Here is a 15,337-nt window from a genome sequence, read left to right as displayed (position 1 = left end):
GGGCGGACCAGCGGGTATCGGCAGTCGAACGCATGTACTTTAGTGTGGGCTTGTCCGGATTTGTCGACGGGGTTGTAACAGCGGCCATCTGGCGGTCGAAGCGCGGGAATCTGCCGGTCATGAACCACAACACCCCGCTCTCCCCCCGCCCCCTCCGCCGGCTGGCGGACGTCCACCGCCGGGTGCTGACCGCCACGCAGCTGCGTGCGCAGGGTGTCACCCCCGCCGAGATGAACGAGCAGTGCCGGCCGGGCGGTCCCTGGCAGCAGATCCTCCCGGGTGTGTACCTGCTCCACCCGGGCCCGGCCACCTCCGAGGAGCGGCTGCACGCGGTGCTGTCCTACGCGGCCCGCTCCCCGTTCCGCGAGACGGCCTCCGGCAGGGCCGCCGGCGTCCCGGCACAGCCGAACGCCGACGAGCCCCGCGCGATGCCCCGCTACACGGACGCGGTGATCACGGGCCTGGCGGCCCTGACACTGCACGGGTTCTCGTCCGCTCCCCCACTGCTCTCCCTGGACGCCATCGACGTCCTGGTCCCGCGCATGCGCCGGCTGCGGACCGTCGGCTGCGTCCGGATCGTCCGTACGCCGTCCATGCCGACCCCGTCGTACGTGACGGGCGTGCCCGTCGCCCCCGTGCCGCGCGCCCTGGCCGACGCGGTCGCGGAACTCTCCGACACCGGTGCCGTACGCCGGCTGCTGGCGGAGGCGGTACGCGGTGGCCACACCGAACCGACCGCGGTCGTAGCGGAGTTGACGCGGGCGCGGCTGCTGAGCCGTCCGCATGTCGTCGACGCGGTGGACTCGTTGCTCGCCGAGGGGCGGGCGATCGCGGAGGACCATCTGTACCGTATGGTCCGCGAATACGGCCTGCCCGATCCGGTGTGGAACGTGGACCTCCGTCTCCCCGGTGGCCCTCACCTCGGCGGCCTCGACGCCTACTGGCCCGAGCACGCCGTCGCCGTGGAACTCCCCCGCGCCCCGCGCCAGGAGGACGACGACGCCCTCTGGTCCGAGTACGCCCGCAAGCGCGAGACTCTGGAGCGGCTCGGCATCACCGTCGTCCACATCACCCCGAAAAAGCTCCGCGCCTCACTGGAGCAGCAGGCGACCGTCGTCCGTACGGCGTTGATGGCGTCGTGCGACCGCGATCCGGCGGCATATGTCGTGGTACTTCCCCGGTGAATCGGTAACCCGGTCACCCGGGGCAGCAGGAGGGGAGGGGAAGGGCCGCCACCGTTCGGCGGCCCTTCCCCATACATACGAGAAGGCCTCACACACACGAGAAGGCCTCCGGTCCTCGCCTACTTGCCGCAGAACTCCGCTTCCACGATCGCGTCGCTGTCGCCCGCCCAGTCGCTGTTGAAGTTGAAGGAGAGGGAGTGGCTGCCGTCGGTGGTGGTGACGGATTCGGAGAGGGAGCCGTGGATGCCGCCGCTGTGGCCCCAGACGGTGATGCCGCAGGAAAGCGGCGTTTCGACGAGCCCGAGGCCGTAGCCGGTGCGCTTGCCGTCGACCTTGATCGTGGTCTTCATCTCGGCCAGTTGCTTCGGCGGCAGGAGCCTGCCGCGCAGCAGTGCCGAGTAGAAGCGGTTCAGGTCGCCAGGACTGGAGACCAGTTCGCCCGCCGAGTTGGCCGCCGAGGGGTTGTATTCCGTGACGTCGTATGTCTTGCCGGTCGTCGTCTCGGCCAGTTTCGAGTACGCGCGGCTGTGCGGTGACGGCACCTTCGGGTCCGTGCCGGGGATCTTCGTACCGCGCAGGGCCAGCGGTTCGATGATGCGGTGGCGGATCTCGTCGCCGTAACGGTTGCCGGTGGCCTGCTCGATCACCATGCCGGCCAGGATGTAGTTCGTGTTGGAGTAGTTCCATGAGCTGCCGGAGGCGAAGTCCGGCTGGTGCTTCATCGCGATGGCTACCAACTCCTCCTGGGTCCAGGTGCGGTAGCGGTTCTTGTAGAAGCCCTCCGGGAGGAAGACCGCCTCCTGGAAATTCTTGTCGCTCGTGTAGTTGTGGATGCCGCTGGTGTGGTTCAGGAGTTGACGGAGTGTGATCTTTCGGCCGTCATTGCCGTTGCCGCGCACCACGCCCGGCAGCCACTTCTCCACCTTGTCGTCCAGGGACAGCCGGCCCTCCGCCTCCAGTTGCAGCAGGACGGTCGCCACGAAGGTCTTGGTGATACTGCCCGCGCGGAAGCGGTCGTGGGCGTTGCGGGGTGCGCCGGACCTGAGGTCGCCGACGCCCGAGGTGGCCTTCCAGACGCCGCTGCCGTCCTTCGCCTGGAGGGCGATGCCCACGACGCCGTCCTTCACATTGGCGTCCATGGCCTCGCGGGTCGCGCTGTGGTCGCCTCTGGACGGGGCGGGTGCGGCCGCGGCCGCCGGGGCGGCCAGCGCCACCGCCGCGACCACCGCCGTGGCCGCCACCAGTCCCGTGCGCCCCGCGCGCCCCTTGCGTGCGGACACCTGCATGGTGTTCCCCCTTCGCTTCGAGTCCTCTCGGTGAATCCGAGAACGTTCGGTCGCGAAGGGGGACACGTCGGTCTGCGCCGAGGTTGAGCGGATGCAGGGCAGTTGATCCGTTTTCAGCCCTTTCGGAGCACCAGTTCCGTGTTGCGGTCGCCGGGGGTGCCGGTGAGGGTGTCGCGGCGGCCGGGGGCGTTGAAGGAGAGCTCCCGGTAGAGGGCCGCGAGGCCGGTCTGCGAGAGGTCCGAGAAGTCCGTGGCGTGCGGGGCCGCCGACTCGATCAGGGTGGTGAACAGGGAGATCGTGCCGTCCTTGTTGTCCACCAGCTCGATCACCCGGGCCAACTGCGGGAAGTCGATGTGGGAGGCCGTGGAGATCTCCCAGAACGAGCCGCCGTTCGCGGACGAGTGCGGGGTGATGCGGTTGCGGTGGCTGTGGCCGTTGACCCAGGCCAGCACGTTGCGGTGGCGGCCGAGCAGGGCCAGGACCTCGTCGCCGCCGTGCCGGGCCTCCTTCGGACGCGCCGGGTCCTTGTTCAGGTTGCGCATCGACTTGCTGGTGTGGTGGCTGAAGAGGACCGCGTACGAACCGTCCTTGGCCGCCTCCTTCAGCGTACGGTCCAGCCAGGAGAGCTGGGCCGTGCCCAGCGAGCCCTCGTAGTGGCCGCCGGGGTCGGTGGAGTCGAGGCTGATGCCGATGACGTCGTCGGCGATACGGAAGGCGTAGTACTGGGTGCCGGCATCGAGGTTGGCCTGGGAGTAGCCGTGGCCGACGGGGCCGTAGCCGCGGTGGGCCGGGTCCAGGTGGGCCTTCAGGTACTCCATGGGCGTGAAGGGAGCGCGGTTCTCGTCCGGGGTGACCGAACGCATCTTCCTCGCCTGGGACTTGACGAGCTCCTTCCACTCGGTGCCCCGGGGGTCGCCGCCGCTCTTGACGTTGTCCCAGATCGCCTTTCCGACCTGCTCGTCCAGGGTCATCAGCTTCTTGCCGCCGACCGCGAAGTCGGCGAAGAAGGAGTCGCCGGGGGCGTAGCAGCCGCCGGGGAGGGAGTCGTGGTTGCCGACCGTGGAGTACCAGGGCACGTTCAGGCCGGGGCTGTTGACCTCGCGGATCGCGGCGTCCAGGAAGCCCTCGAGGTGCGGGAAGCCGAGCTGCTTGTCGGCGTCGCGCAGGGCCGCGTCGGGCTGCCAGTAGAGCTTGAGGCCGCTGTTCTGGACGCCCTCGTAGCGGCGCGGGTCACCGGAGTTGGGGGTGATGCGGCCACCGCTCATCACCTTCAGGAACCAGTCCAGTTCCGTCTTGGAGTTGTTGTCGGTGTTGTCGCCGGTCGTCATCACGAAGTGCAGCGGCGAACCGGTGACGGGCGCTCCGCGCAGCGCGTTGACCCGCTCGACGAGCGAGACCGCGCCGGCCACGGACAGTGCCTCCTGCGGGCGCCAGGCGCTGGCGGTCTGGGCACGCAGATACTCGTAGCGCAGCGGGTGCTGGACGTCGACGACGTGCAGGTCGGTGAACTGCACGAAGGACGCGAGCGTCGTACGGCGTGTCTCGCGGCCCGACTTGGGTGTCGCGAGATCGCCGCGTACGACCCGGTTCCAGGCCGGGCCGTCGCCGAGGCGGCGGTAGCCGGAGGAGTTGCGGGGGGCGGCGACCGAGGTGAGGGTCGTGCCTCGTGTGTACGGCGTGAGCGGGGCGGCCGGGGCCTCGCGGTTCGACAGCGACACGGTGGCCGCCCGGTCGGCGGCGGTGGTGGTGGCGGCCGGGGCGTCGGTCTCCGGCCGCAGGGCGAATCCGATGCCCGCCGAGAGGCCCACCGCGCCGGTGGCGGCGAGGAGGGCCCGGCGGTCCGGGTTGGTGGCGGCGGCAGCGACTGAGCGTATGCGCGACATGGCGCGGTCTCCCCGAGTGCGAACGCTTCGGCAGTGGTCACGGGCCCGCTCCGCGGTGGTTGGCCGTGGAGGGTTTCCCGCTCGTACTGGATGCTTGGCAGTCGGGGTGGCCTGGACGTTAACGAGGCGGCAACGGAGGGCGCCGATCACCGTACGTGGATCTTTGCGTACGGGGCCCTTCCGCTGGGGATTGCCGGACGTAATGAGAACCGAGGGGAAGTAGTCAATCACCGTTCATGTGGCGGGGTAACAGACCTGTTCGCCGTAGGGGCTTGGGGAGTGTGATGGCTGCGGGTTCGTTGTGGCTTGTCTCGCCCACGCGGCGGAGCCGCAAATCGACTCAGCCCCGCGCCCCTTCCGTGTCCACCGGAAGTGTCAGGTGGCCGTTCTGCGGTCGTTCTCGCCACAGGGTCAGGCCTGCGTCCACCAAGCCCACGCGGTCCAGGTTCGGGACCTCCTCCAAGGGGTGCCAGGCGGCCATGTCCGTGGAGCCGTTCGTTTCGTGGCGGAGGGTGCCTGCGGTGATGTGGGCCTCGTAGAGGATGCGCAGGCCGTGGAAGTCGGCTCGGGCGCCGAGGCGGCGGGGGTAGTCGCGTTTGATGGAGTCGATGCCGAGGAGGGTGGTCGGCTCCACCTCGTAGCCGGTCTCCTCCTCGACCTCGCGGACGACCGTGTCGTAGGGGTCCTCGCCGTGGTCCATGCCGCCGCCGGGCAGGGTCCAGCGTTTGAAGCCCTCTCTGGACACCCAGCGGGCCAGCAGCAGCTGCCCGTCGCGTACGCATACGGCGTAGGCCGCCACCCGCAACTCCTCGCGCATGCACAGACGTTACTCAACGGACGCTTGGCGGACCCATGGGTTTCGCCGGAAGCGAGGACGGAGGCAGGGCTTGACGGGACTCTCCGCGGAGAGGGCGGGTGCACCCCCGTGACATCCGCCCCCTCCGGTTCGCCGCGCCACGATCTTCGGCTTGGGAACTTCCCGTACGCCAGAGTTGACGACTGGCCGCATTCAGCCATGGCACTGTGCTGCCAAGATCTCGGATACTCTGCCAAACCCGCACTGATCGAACTGGAATTCGCTTCCGCGAAAAGGGAGGTAAGGGGACAGACATGCTGGACGAGTTTTTGGAGTCGGACCTTCAGGCCCTCCGTGTCTACCGGAGTCTCCTCGCCAACCCGTCCCGGACCCTTGAGGAGATCCAGCAGTACACAGACCTCCCCGAACAGGACGTGAAGGCGGCCGTGGGCCGGCTCGCGGACCTGTCCCTGCTCAGCCCGGTCACGGACACCACGTTCCTGCCGATGAACCCGGAGACCGTCCTCAGGCCGGCGCTGCGCCGCCGCGAGGCCGAACTGGACACCGAGCGCGCCCACTTGACGAGGCAGCAGGCCACCGTCGCCGAACTCACCGCCGAGTACGCCGCGCTGGGCCTGCGTCACACCGGGGGCGCCGAGCATCTGGTCGGCGTGCACGCCGTCCGCACCCGGCTGGAGCAGTTGTCGCGGGACGCCGTGCACGAGGTCTGCACCTTCACGCCGGGCGGCGCCGTGAGCGCGGCCGGTCTGGAGTCGGCCCGCCCGCTGGACGAGGAGTCCTTCGGCCGGGGCGTACGGATGCGGTCCCTGTACCTCGACAGCGTCCGCAACGACTACGCCACCTCCGAGTACGCCACCTGGCTCACCTCCATGGGCGGTCAGGTGCGCACCGTCCCCACGCTCCCCATGCGGATGATCATCTGCGATCGTGAGGTCGCCGTCGTGCCCGTGAACTCCGAGGACAGCCGCCAGGGCGCCCTCGTCATCCGCTATCACGGAGTCGTACGGGCCCTCGCGGAGCTCTTCGAGCTGGTCTGGGCGCAGGGCGTGCCGCTGGGCGAGGGCAGCCGCCCGGCGACGGAGAACGAGGCGAGCGAACGGGACCGCGTTCTGCTGAAACTGCTCTCCGACGGGATGACGGATCAGGGGATCGCCCGCAAACTGGGCCTCTCCGTGCGTACGATCCGACGGCTGATGTCCGACCTCATGAAGCGGCTGAACGCACAGAGCCGCTTCGAGGCGGGGGCCGAGGCCGTACGCCGGGGCTGGCTCTAGGGCGTGTTGGGGGCCGACTGCGGAGCCCAGCGGGAGGACTACCCGCGATCGGGCGGGACATGTGGCACTGTCCGGTCATGGCCGCAAGAGGCCACCGCGGACGCACACGAATCCCGCCTCGATCCACCATGCTCGGTCATGCCCCGTTGGGGCCCTCCCTTGTACCCCCACACGAAAGAGGAACGGTTGTGCATTCCTCGACGAAGGCACGGCGCCTGAGCGTCCTCGCCCTGCTGGCTCTCGGTTCCGCCGCGACGGTCCTCGTCGTCGGTAACGCCGTCGGCTCCTCGGCCCCCGACCTCAGGGTCGTCGGGGCCGACGACCTCACCGGGGTGGTCGTCCCCGGTGAAAAGGTGACGTGGACGTGGGACGAGAAGGACTGATCCAGCTGTTCACGACGGCCCGTCGGGTTCTCCGGCGGGCCGTTTGCCGTTCCCCTACTCACATGTCAGGCCCTCCGCTTACTCACATGTCAGGCCCTCCGCGTCGGCCAGTGCCTCCTTGATCCAGGCCCGGTCGTGGGCGATGTCCTCCTCATCCGTCGTCCAGATGTCGGGCTCGGCGGTGTCGCGGGGGATGCCGATCAGGACGTGGTCGCCCACCTTCAGGCGAGGGTCGACGTCCTCGTCCATCGGGAAGACGATCTCGTCGGCGCCCCTGTCCGGCTTGTAGTAGCGGTCGACGTCGAGGGTGACCCGGTCCTGTTGGGTGCCGGGGACGGGTTCCAGGGAGACGACGGTGCCCTCGACGATCAGGCGGGCGCAGGCGATGTACCCCTCGGTCCTGAGGCTGCCGCTCTCGTCGGTGTTCCCCCCGCTGTCCGTGCCGAGGTCGCTGTCCTTCTGGGCCACGCCCGAGTCCGACGCCGTCGTGTTCGCCCCGCCGGCCGACTGCACGACGACCCAGCCCAGGCCGACGACGACGGTGGCGGCGGCCGCGGCCGCGAGGGTGCCGAAGGCCAGGGAGAGGGCGCGGCGATGGCGCCGGGGGCGGGCGGGCCGCGTCGGCAGGGGCCTCACCGGCGGGACGGGGGCCGCCTCGGGCTCGGGCCCGCGACCGGGGCCCGTCTCGGTGCCGGCCGCGTCCCCCGGCCGCGCGGCCGTGAGTCGCCCCGGCGGATCCGCGGCCTCCGCCCACTCCTCCCCCGTCCCGGAGATGGCAGCCTCGGCGATCAGCCCCAGCTGCTCCCTCAGCAGGGCGACGTCGGTGGCGGCCGACTGCCGGGCGGCCATGAACTCGGCGTCGGCCAGGGCTTCTTCGGGCAGCGGTTCGTCCGTCAGCACGGCCATCAAGGCGTCCATGCCGTCGTATTCGGCACCGGCGTGTTCGCCGCCGTCGTGCTCGGCGCTGCTGTACTCGGCACCGTCGTACTCGGCATCGCGCCGGCTGTCGTCCCGGGCGGCCACGTCACACCACCTCGTCCTCGTGCAGGCGGGTGCGCAGGGCGCGGACCGCCGAGTGGAGCCTGCTCTTGACCGTGCCCTCGGGGATGCCGAGTTCCTCGGCGATCCCGCGTACCGGCAGGTCGGCGTAGAAGCGCAGGACGAGGACCTGGCGCAGGGCGTCGGGCAGCTCGTCCAGGCCGCGGGCGACGGCGAGCGAGAGCACGCTGGAGTCCTCGCCGGAGGAGTGCTCCGGCTGGCGCAGCGAGGCGAGGCGCTCGCCGAGGCGCTCCTGGCGGCGCTTGGCCCGGTGCCAGTCCATCGCCAGGTTGGAGGCGACCACCGCCGCCCACGCGGACACGTCCCGCGGGGCCTCACGACCGCTCGCGGCCCGCTCCAGCAGCCGCAGCCGTACCTGCTGCACCCCGTCCAGCAGGTCCGCCTGCGGCACACCACCGAGCGCGAGCACCGCCCGTACCCGCCGTTCCTGGGCCGCGTCCAGCGGATCGGCGCCGGTGTCCCCCGAGCCGCCCGCAGGATCGTCCACCTCCTGGACGCGGCGCGCCTTTCTGCGCAGCACAGCCACCCCTCCCCTCCCGCGTTTCCTCTACGACGCGGATGCGGGCCGAAACGTTCGGCGCGTACGCATGACTCTCTCGCACATGTTCGTGGAGGCGTACGTCACAGCCGGGTGTGACCCTGGGGCACAGGGGCAGGCGAGCTTGCGGTGCGGGGCCGTCGTGGGGCAAATTTCTCCAGCTCAGCCGGGGTGGCGGCCAAAGAACCGGCTCCGTTGCCGGGGGCCGGCGCGTCCCATGGTTCGAGCACCCCGGTCAAACGATTGGACAGGCGGACCGGGACTGACCGCATGATGGAAACGCCTCGGCCATGCCGCAGACACACACAAGCCACGTAGAGGAGTCGCCGTGAGGGTCGGAATCGTCGGAGCCACCGGTCAGGTCGGCACGGTCATGCGCAGCATCCTCAAGGAACGGAACTTTCCGACGACCGAGCTGCGCCTGTTCGCCTCCGCCCGCTCGGCCGGGTCGGTCATCGACGGGGTGACGGTCGAGGACGCGGCGACGGCCGACTACTCCGGCCTCGACATCGTGCTCTTCTCCGCGGGCGGCGCGACCTCCAAGGCGCTGGCCGAGAAGGTGGCGTCCCAGGGCGCGGTCGTGATCGACAACTCCTCCGCGTGGCGCCGCGACCCCGAGGTGCCGCTGGTCGTCTCCGAGGTGAACCCGCACGCGATCGCCGACCGCCCCAAGGGCATCATCGCCAACCCGAACTGCACGACGATGGCCGCGATGCCGGTCCTGCGTCCGCTGCACGCGGAGGCGGGTCTGGAGGCGCTGGTCGTCGCCACGTACCAGGCGGTGTCCGGTTCCGGCCTCGCGGGCGTCGCGGAGCTGCACGGGCAGGTCCAGAAGGTCGTGGCCGACGCGGACAAGCTCACGCACGACGGCGGCGCGGTCGACTTCCCCGAGCCCGGCGTCTACAAGCGCCCCATCGCCTTCAACGTCATCCCCCTCGCCGGCTCCATCGTCGACGACGGCCTGAACGAGACGGACGAGGAGCAGAAGCTCCGCAACGAGTCCCGCAAGATCCTGGAGATCCCCGACCTCAAGGTCTCCGGCACCTGCGTCCGCGTCCCGGTCTTCTCCGGCCACTCCCTCCAGGTCAACGCCCGCTTCGCCCGCCCGATCTCCCCGGAGCGCGCGACGGAACTCCTCTCCGGCGCACCGGGCGTCGCCCTCTCCGACATCCCGACCCCCCTCCAGGCCGCCGGCCAGGACCCCTCCTACGTGGGCCGCATCCGCACCGACGAGACGGTGGACAACGGCCTGGCCCTGTTCATCTCCAACGACAACCTCCGCAAGGGCGCGGCGCTGAACGCCGTCCAGATCGCGGAGCTGGTGGCGGCGGAGCTGAAGGGCTGACACCGGGGCCGTACGCAGTGCCGTACGCAGTAGGGGGCGCCCACCGATACCGGTGGGCGCCCCCTACTACTGTTCAGAGCGCCAGGTGCCGCCGTAGTGCCGAGTCGATCTCGGCCATGCGCTGGCGCGGGACCGACCCGACCCGTTGCAGCACACGCTGCGGAGCGACGGCGCGGACCTGCTCGCACTGGACCTTGGAGTCCTTGGGAAGGCGACTCTCGTCCGCACCCAGGAAAACCTGGAAAGTCAGGACGCGAGAGGTGTTTGAAGTCAGCGGCACGACAGTGACCACACCCCGGTTGTTCCGCTCGACCGACTCGTTGGCACCGTTGTTGGACACGATCACCGCAGGCCTGACCTTGCTGGCCTCGCTGCCCCGGGCCGGTTCCAGGTCGACCATGTAGATGTCACCGCGTTTCATCGGTGATCCCGTCCCCACTCGTCCGGTCCCAGAGGGCAGCGTCCTCACTCGCGTCCCACTCGGCGAAGGCCTCCGTGTACTCCTGCTCCAGCTGCGCTTGACGAAGCAGTTCGATGGCGGCGTGTATCACAGCTGACCGGGAATCGGCCTCTGTTCGCGCGGCGTACTCGTCGACGAAGGCAACGTCCTCCTGCGGCAGGCTCACACTAATCTTCATACCCTGATGCTACCCATGGTAGGCAACCGTTAGCCACTCCAAACAGGGTCCCGCTCGTGGAAGGATGACCGAACCCACACATACCGAGGAGATGACCGCGTGCCTGGCACAAACCTGACCCGCGAAGAGGCTCAGCAGCGGGCGGCGCTGCTCAGCGTTGACTCGTACGAGATCGATCTCGACCTCTCCGGCGCGCAGGAGGGCGGCACCTACCGGTCCGTGACCACGGTGCGCTTCGCTGTCGCGGAGAACGGCGCCGACTCCTTCATCGACCTGGTGGCCCCGACCGTCCACGAGGTGACCCTGAACGGGGACGCCCTCGATCCCGCCGAGGTGTTCAAGGACTCCCGGATCGCCCTGCCGGGGCTGCTGGAGGGCCCCAACATCCTGCGGGTCGTCGCCGACTGCGCGTACACCAACACGGGTGAAGGTCTGCACCGGTTCGTCGACCCGGTCGACGACCAGGCGTACCTGTACACCCAGTTCGAGGTCCCGGACGCCCGCCGCGTCTTCGCCTCCTTCGAGCAGCCCGACCTGAAGGCCACCTTCCAGTTCACCGTCAAGGCGCCGACCGGCTGGACCGTGATCTCCAACTCGCCGACACCGGAGCCCAAGGACGACACCTGGGTCTTCGAGCCGACGCCCCGGATCTCGACCTACATCACCGCGCTGATCGTCGGCCCGTACCACTCCGTCCACAGCGTGTACGAGAAGGACGGGCAGAGCGTGCCGCTGGGCATCTACTGCCGGCCGTCGCTCGCCGAGTTCCTCGACTCGGACGCCATCTTCGAGGTCACCCGGCAGGGCTTCGACTGGTTCCAGGAGAAGTTCGACTACGCGTACCCGTTCAAGAAGTACGACCAGCTGTTCGTGCCGGAGTTCAACGCGGGCGCGATGGAGAACGCCGGGGCCGTCACCATCCGCGACCAGTACGTCTTCCGCTCCAAGGTGACGGACGCCGCGTACGAGACGCGCGCCGAGACCATCCTGCACGAGCTGGCCCACATGTGGTTCGGCAACCTCGTGACGATGGAGTGGTGGAACGACCTGTGGCTGAACGAGTCGTTCGCCACGTACACGTCCATCGCCTGCCAGGCGTACGCCCCCGGCTCGCGCTGGCCGCACTCGTGGACGACGTTCGCCAACTCCATGAAGACCTGGGCCTACCGGCAGGACCAGCTGCCGTCGACGCACCCGATCATGGCGGAGATCCGCGACCTGGACGACGTGCTCGTCAACTTCGACGGCATCACGTACGCCAAGGGCGCGAGCGTGCTGAAGCAGCTCGTCGCGTACGTCGGCATGGACGAGTTCTTCCGGGGCGTGCAGGCGTACTTCAAGGCGCACGCGTACGGCAACACGCGCCTGTCCGATCTGCTGGGCGCCCTGGAGGAGACCTCCGGCCGTGATCTGAAGGCCTGGTCGAAGGCGTGGCTGGAGACGGCGGGCATCAACATCCTCCGGCCCGAGATCGAGACGGACGAGGACGGCGTCATCACGTCGTTCGCCATCCGCCAGGAGGCCCCGGACCTGCCCGCGGGCGCGAAGGGCGTGCCGACGCTCCGCCCGCACCGGATCGCGATCGGCCTCTATGAACTCGACGACGACAGCGGCAAGCTGGTCCGCGACGAGCGCGTCGAGCTGGACGTCGACGGCGAACTGACCGCCGTACCCCAGCTGGTGGGCAAGCGCCGCCCGGCGGTCGTCCTCCTCAACGACGACGACCTGTCGTACGCGAAGGTCCGCCTGGACGAGCAGTCGCTGGCGTTCGTCACGAAGCACCTCGGGGACTTCGAGTCCTCCCTCCCCCGCGCCCTGTGCTGGGCGTCGGCCTGGGACATGACGCGCGACGCCGAACTGGCGACCCGCGACTACCTCTCCCTGGTCCTCTCCGGCATCGGCAAGGAGTCGGACATCGGCGTCGTGCAGTCGCTGCACCGGCAGGTGAAGCTGGCGATCGAGCTGTACGCGGACCCGTCGGCCCGCGAGTCGCTGCTCACCCGCTGGACGGACGCAACCCTCGCGCATCTGCGTGCCGCGGAGGCCGCCTCCGACCAGCAGCTGGCCTGGGCCCGCGCGTTCGCCGCGACCGCCCGCACCCCCGAACAACTGGACCTCCTGGAGGCCCTGTTGGAGGGGACGCAGACGATCGAGGGGCTGGCCGTCGACACCGAGCTGCGCTGGTCGTTCGTGCAGCGGCTCGCGGCGGTGGGGCGTTACGACGAGGCGGAGATCGCCGGGGAGTACGAGCGCGACAGGACGGCGGCCGGCGAGCGCCACGCGGCCACCGCCCGCGCCGCCCGCCCGACCCCGGAGGCCAAGGCGGAGGCCTGGGCCTCGGTCATCGACTCCGACAAGCTCCCGAACGCCGTCCAGGAGGCCGTCATCGGCGGCTTCGTCCAGACCGACCAGCGCGAACTGCTCGCCCCGTACACGGACAAGTACTTCGCCGTGGTCAAGGAGATCTGGGACTCCCGCTCCCACGAGATCGCCCAGCAGATCGCCATCGGCCTCTACCCGACCGTCCAGGTCTCGGCCGAGACCCTGACGAAGACGGACACCTGGCTCGCCTCCGCCGAGCCGAACGCGGCCCTCCGCCGCCTCGTCTCCGAGTCCCGCGCGGGCGTGGAGCGCGCGCTGAAGGCCCAGGCGGCGGACGCGGCGGCGGCTACGGCTGTGGAGTAGTCCGCCGTACGACGATGAGGGGCGCTCGGGGTTCACCGGGCGCCCCCCTTCGTCTCCGGCGTCTCCGCACGGAAAACCGTTCCGGCAGCGGCCGCCTCCGGTGACAGGATGGCCGCCGGGAAGACGGTCGGACGGTTCATCGAGTTAGCGGGGGAGTGCGTGGCGGGCGTGGTGCTGGACGGGCTGAACGAAGTGCCGTGGGAGCGGCTGGAGTCGGCGCTCGCGCCGCACTCGGCCGAGGAGATGCTGCGCGCTCTGCGGCATCTGGCGGCCAAGGGCGAGGCGGCGACCGAGGATGACTGCTACCCGCTGTTCGACAGCTTCGCGCTGAGCACCGGACGCATAGCGCCCGCTGCGACAGCGGCCCTGCCGTTCGTCGTCGCCCTCGCCCACGATCCCGCCATGGGCGCCCGGCTCACGCTCGTCGAGCTGCTGACGGGCCTGGCCAAGGCGGCCGCCAAGGCCGAACCGGACAAGGTGGACGCGGAGTGGCCCGAGGCCTGGCGGCGCCACCGCCCTCAGCTGCGGGCGCTGCTCACGGACCCCCGGCCCGAAATACGACGGCAGGCCCTGCCCCTCGCGGAGGGTGTCGGGGAGTTGCTGGAGCGGTGGCGCGCCGAGACGGACCCGACGGTGCGGCTGCCCGTACTGCTGGAGCTCGGGACCGCCGCCCGCACCGCCGACACCGACGCGGTGGAACGGGTGCGGGCCGTACTGGCCGAGGTGCTGCGGACGGACGGGCCCGTCATGCGGGTCGCGGCCGTGCACGCCTGGGCGTGGTTCGAACCCCGGGCAGCGGTCCGTGAGCTGGACCTGCTGGTGGAGGTCCTGTCCGACCCTGCCGTGCGCCCGCTGTTCGAGGCGATCTGGTACGTGCCGGACTTCAAGTGGGCCTTCACCCGTGAAGACGTCGTCTCCCGGGCGGTCGGCCTGTTCGAGGATGTACCGCACACGGCACTCGACTTCGTCGTCCGGCTCATCGACGCGGCACGCCGGAACGGTGACGCCCCGCTGTGCAGCGCCGCGCTGGACGAGGCGTGGCGGCTGCTGGTGGACCGGCCGTCCGCGGCACCCGTGCTGCTGCCGCTCGCGGGCGCGCTGCTCGCCGACCCGGACGCCGGCGTACGGTACCGGGCGGCCCACCTGCTCGCGGTACTCGGCCGGCAGGCGGCTCCGTACGCCGACGGGCTGGCCGCGCTCCTCGACGACCCGGGCGAGGCCGGCGATCTCATCGAGGGCACCGTCGGCGAGCAGGCCCGCTGGGCGCTGACCCGCATCGGCGACGAGCGCGCCCTGCCCGGGCTCGTCGAGCAGCTGTACGCGCCGTACGAGGGTCAGTGGTCCCGCTCGTACTGCTCGGGCGACCCGCGCCTGCCGGAGGTCGAGGACGTCCTGACTCCGCTGTCGGCGCACGCGGAGACCCTGCTGCCTGCGGTGCGCGAGCTGCTCCGCAAGGACGGCAAGGGCGGCTCGCTGACGTGCAGCTTCCTCGAAGTCCTCCAGGCCTGGGGGCCGGCCGCGGCGCCCGCGCTGCCGGAGGTGGTGGCCCTGCTGGACGACGCCCGGTACTCGGTGAGCGCGATGGAGGCGCTGATGGCGATGGGACCGGCCGCCCGGTCCGCCGAGCCCGCCGTGCGCCGGGCCACGGTCCTCGACCACCCCGGGAACCATGAGTACGTGGCGTGGGCCGCCTGGCGTCTGGGCGGCGACCGCGACACGGCGCTGGCTCCCATAGCCGAGGCGGTGCTGACCGAGGAGGGGCCGCTGTTGTACGGTCCGGTCGAGCGCCTCGGCGACTTCGGCCCGGTGGCCGCGCCCTACGCCGACCGGGTGCGGTACATCATGGAGCGCTGTGACGGTTATCAGCGGCTGAAGGCGGCGATCGCGCTGTGGTCGATCACGGCCGAGGCGGAGCCGACCGTGTCCGTCCTGACGGAGTACGTCCTTCCGATGGCCGACGGCGACGACTCCTACGGCTTCCTCTCCTTCGCGCTCAGCGCCTTCACCCGGATCGGCACGGTCTCGCCGGCGGCGCGGGCGGCCCTGCGAACGCTGCGGGACTCCGACCGGCGGCTGTCGGCCCACCAGGACTACCGGGCCGTCCTGGGGGACGAGGAGATGCGGTCCGCGATCGACGAGGTTCTGGCCCTGCCGTGAGGTCCGGCGAAAAAAGTTTCGGCGGAATCTTCGGAGCGATGTCGAGAACCCGTGCCCTGCTCCGTCCCCGGGGTGAAGCGACCACAAT

General features: G+C 70.3%; 13 protein-coding genes. 6 read left to right on the top strand and 7 right to left on the bottom strand.

Features of this window, described 5'->3' with window-relative positions; all coding sequences use genetic code 11:
• Nucleotides 1-119: 119 nt before the first annotated feature.
• Nucleotides 120-1,184 carry a hypothetical protein gene (locus CES90_RS09085; RefSeq protein ID WP_189781448.1) on the top strand — a complete coding sequence of 355 codons (1,065 nt, stop codon included), beginning with the start codon at nt 120-122 and terminating at the stop codon, nt 1,182-1,184.
• A 119-nt stretch (nt 1,185-1,303) separates the two neighbouring features.
• On the opposite strand, the gene CES90_RS09080 is transcribed toward CES90_RS09085, so the two are convergent.
• The 3 genes from CES90_RS09080 to CES90_RS09070 form a co-directional block, all read right to left on the bottom strand.
• Nucleotides 1,304-2,470 carry a serine hydrolase domain-containing protein gene (locus CES90_RS09080; RefSeq protein ID WP_189781449.1) on the bottom strand — a complete coding sequence of 389 codons (1,167 nt, stop codon included), beginning with the start codon at nt 2,468-2,470 and terminating at the stop codon, nt 1,304-1,306.
• A 113-nt stretch (nt 2,471-2,583) separates the two neighbouring features.
• Nucleotides 2,584-4,353 (bottom strand): TIGR03767 family metallophosphoesterase, encoded by a 1,770-nt coding sequence (locus CES90_RS09075; protein ID WP_189781450.1) that lies wholly within the window; start codon nt 4,351-4,353, stop codon nt 2,584-2,586.
• A gap of 340 nt (nt 4,354-4,693) precedes the next feature.
• Nucleotides 4,694-5,170, bottom strand: coding sequence for an NUDIX hydrolase (locus tag CES90_RS09070; protein WP_189781451.1), 477 nt, complete (start codon nt 5,168-5,170; stop codon nt 4,694-4,696).
• 293 nt (nt 5,171-5,463) lie between these two features.
• Between CES90_RS09070 and CES90_RS09065 the strand changes: the two genes are divergently transcribed.
• Nucleotides 5,464-6,444, top strand: coding sequence for a LuxR C-terminal-related transcriptional regulator (locus CES90_RS09065; protein WP_189781452.1), 981 nt, complete (start codon nt 5,464-5,466; stop codon nt 6,442-6,444).
• A 188-nt stretch (nt 6,445-6,632) separates the two neighbouring features.
• Nucleotides 6,633-6,827 (top strand): hypothetical protein, encoded by a 195-nt coding sequence (locus tag CES90_RS09060; RefSeq protein WP_189781453.1) that lies wholly within the window; start codon nt 6,633-6,635, stop codon nt 6,825-6,827.
• A gap of 78 nt (nt 6,828-6,905) precedes the next feature.
• Here CES90_RS09060 and CES90_RS09055 read toward each other — a convergent pair whose 3' ends face one another.
• Together CES90_RS09055 and CES90_RS09050 are read right to left on the bottom strand one after the other, a co-directional pair.
• Nucleotides 6,906-7,850 (bottom strand): hypothetical protein, encoded by a 945-nt coding sequence (locus CES90_RS09055; RefSeq protein WP_189781454.1) that lies wholly within the window; start codon nt 7,848-7,850, stop codon nt 6,906-6,908.
• 1 nt (nt 7,851) lies between these two features.
• A complete protein-coding gene (locus tag CES90_RS09050; RefSeq protein ID WP_189781455.1) occupies nt 7,852-8,406 on the bottom strand; it encodes a sigma-70 family RNA polymerase sigma factor in 555 nt (184 codons plus the stop codon).
• Nucleotides 8,407-8,752: 346 nt separating this feature from the next.
• Here CES90_RS09050 and CES90_RS09045 point away from each other — a divergent pair, with 346 nt between their 5' ends.
• On the top strand, nt 8,753-9,769 hold the full coding sequence (locus CES90_RS09045; RefSeq protein WP_189781456.1) for an aspartate-semialdehyde dehydrogenase: 1,017 nt from the start codon (nt 8,753-8,755) through the stop codon (nt 9,767-9,769).
• Nucleotides 9,770-9,842: 73 nt separating this feature from the next.
• Here the strand turns inward: CES90_RS09045 and CES90_RS09040 are convergent, their stop codons facing one another.
• The gene (locus tag CES90_RS09040; protein WP_189781457.1) at nt 9,843-10,190 is read right to left on the bottom strand and encodes a type II toxin-antitoxin system PemK/MazF family toxin; all 348 of its coding nucleotides are present in this window, start codon (nt 10,188-10,190) and stop codon (nt 9,843-9,845) included.
• Complete coding sequence (locus CES90_RS09035) at nt 10,177-10,407, bottom strand: ribbon-helix-helix domain-containing protein (protein ID WP_189781458.1); 231 nt, start codon at nt 10,405-10,407, stop codon at nt 10,177-10,179. The genes CES90_RS09040 and CES90_RS09035 overlap by 14 nt, the downstream gene beginning before the upstream one ends.
• Nucleotides 10,408-10,506: 99 nt before the next feature.
• Between CES90_RS09035 and pepN the strand changes: the two genes are divergently transcribed.
• The gene (gene pepN / locus CES90_RS09030) at nt 10,507-13,092 is read left to right on the top strand and encodes an aminopeptidase N (RefSeq protein ID WP_189781459.1); all 2,586 of its coding nucleotides are present in this window, start codon (nt 10,507-10,509) and stop codon (nt 13,090-13,092) included.
• Between the two features lie 108 nt (nt 13,093-13,200).
• Complete coding sequence (locus CES90_RS09025) at nt 13,201-15,249, top strand: serine/threonine-protein kinase (protein ID WP_189781460.1); 2,049 nt, start codon at nt 13,201-13,203, stop codon at nt 15,247-15,249.
• The last annotated feature ends 88 nt before the right edge of the window (nt 15,250-15,337 follow it).

This window comes from Streptomyces capitiformicae, from assembly GCF_002214185.1.
Classification (GTDB): Bacteria; Actinomycetota; Actinomycetes; order Streptomycetales; family Streptomycetaceae; genus Streptomyces; species Streptomyces capitiformicae.
This window is presented reverse-complemented; position numbering and strand designations above follow the sequence as displayed.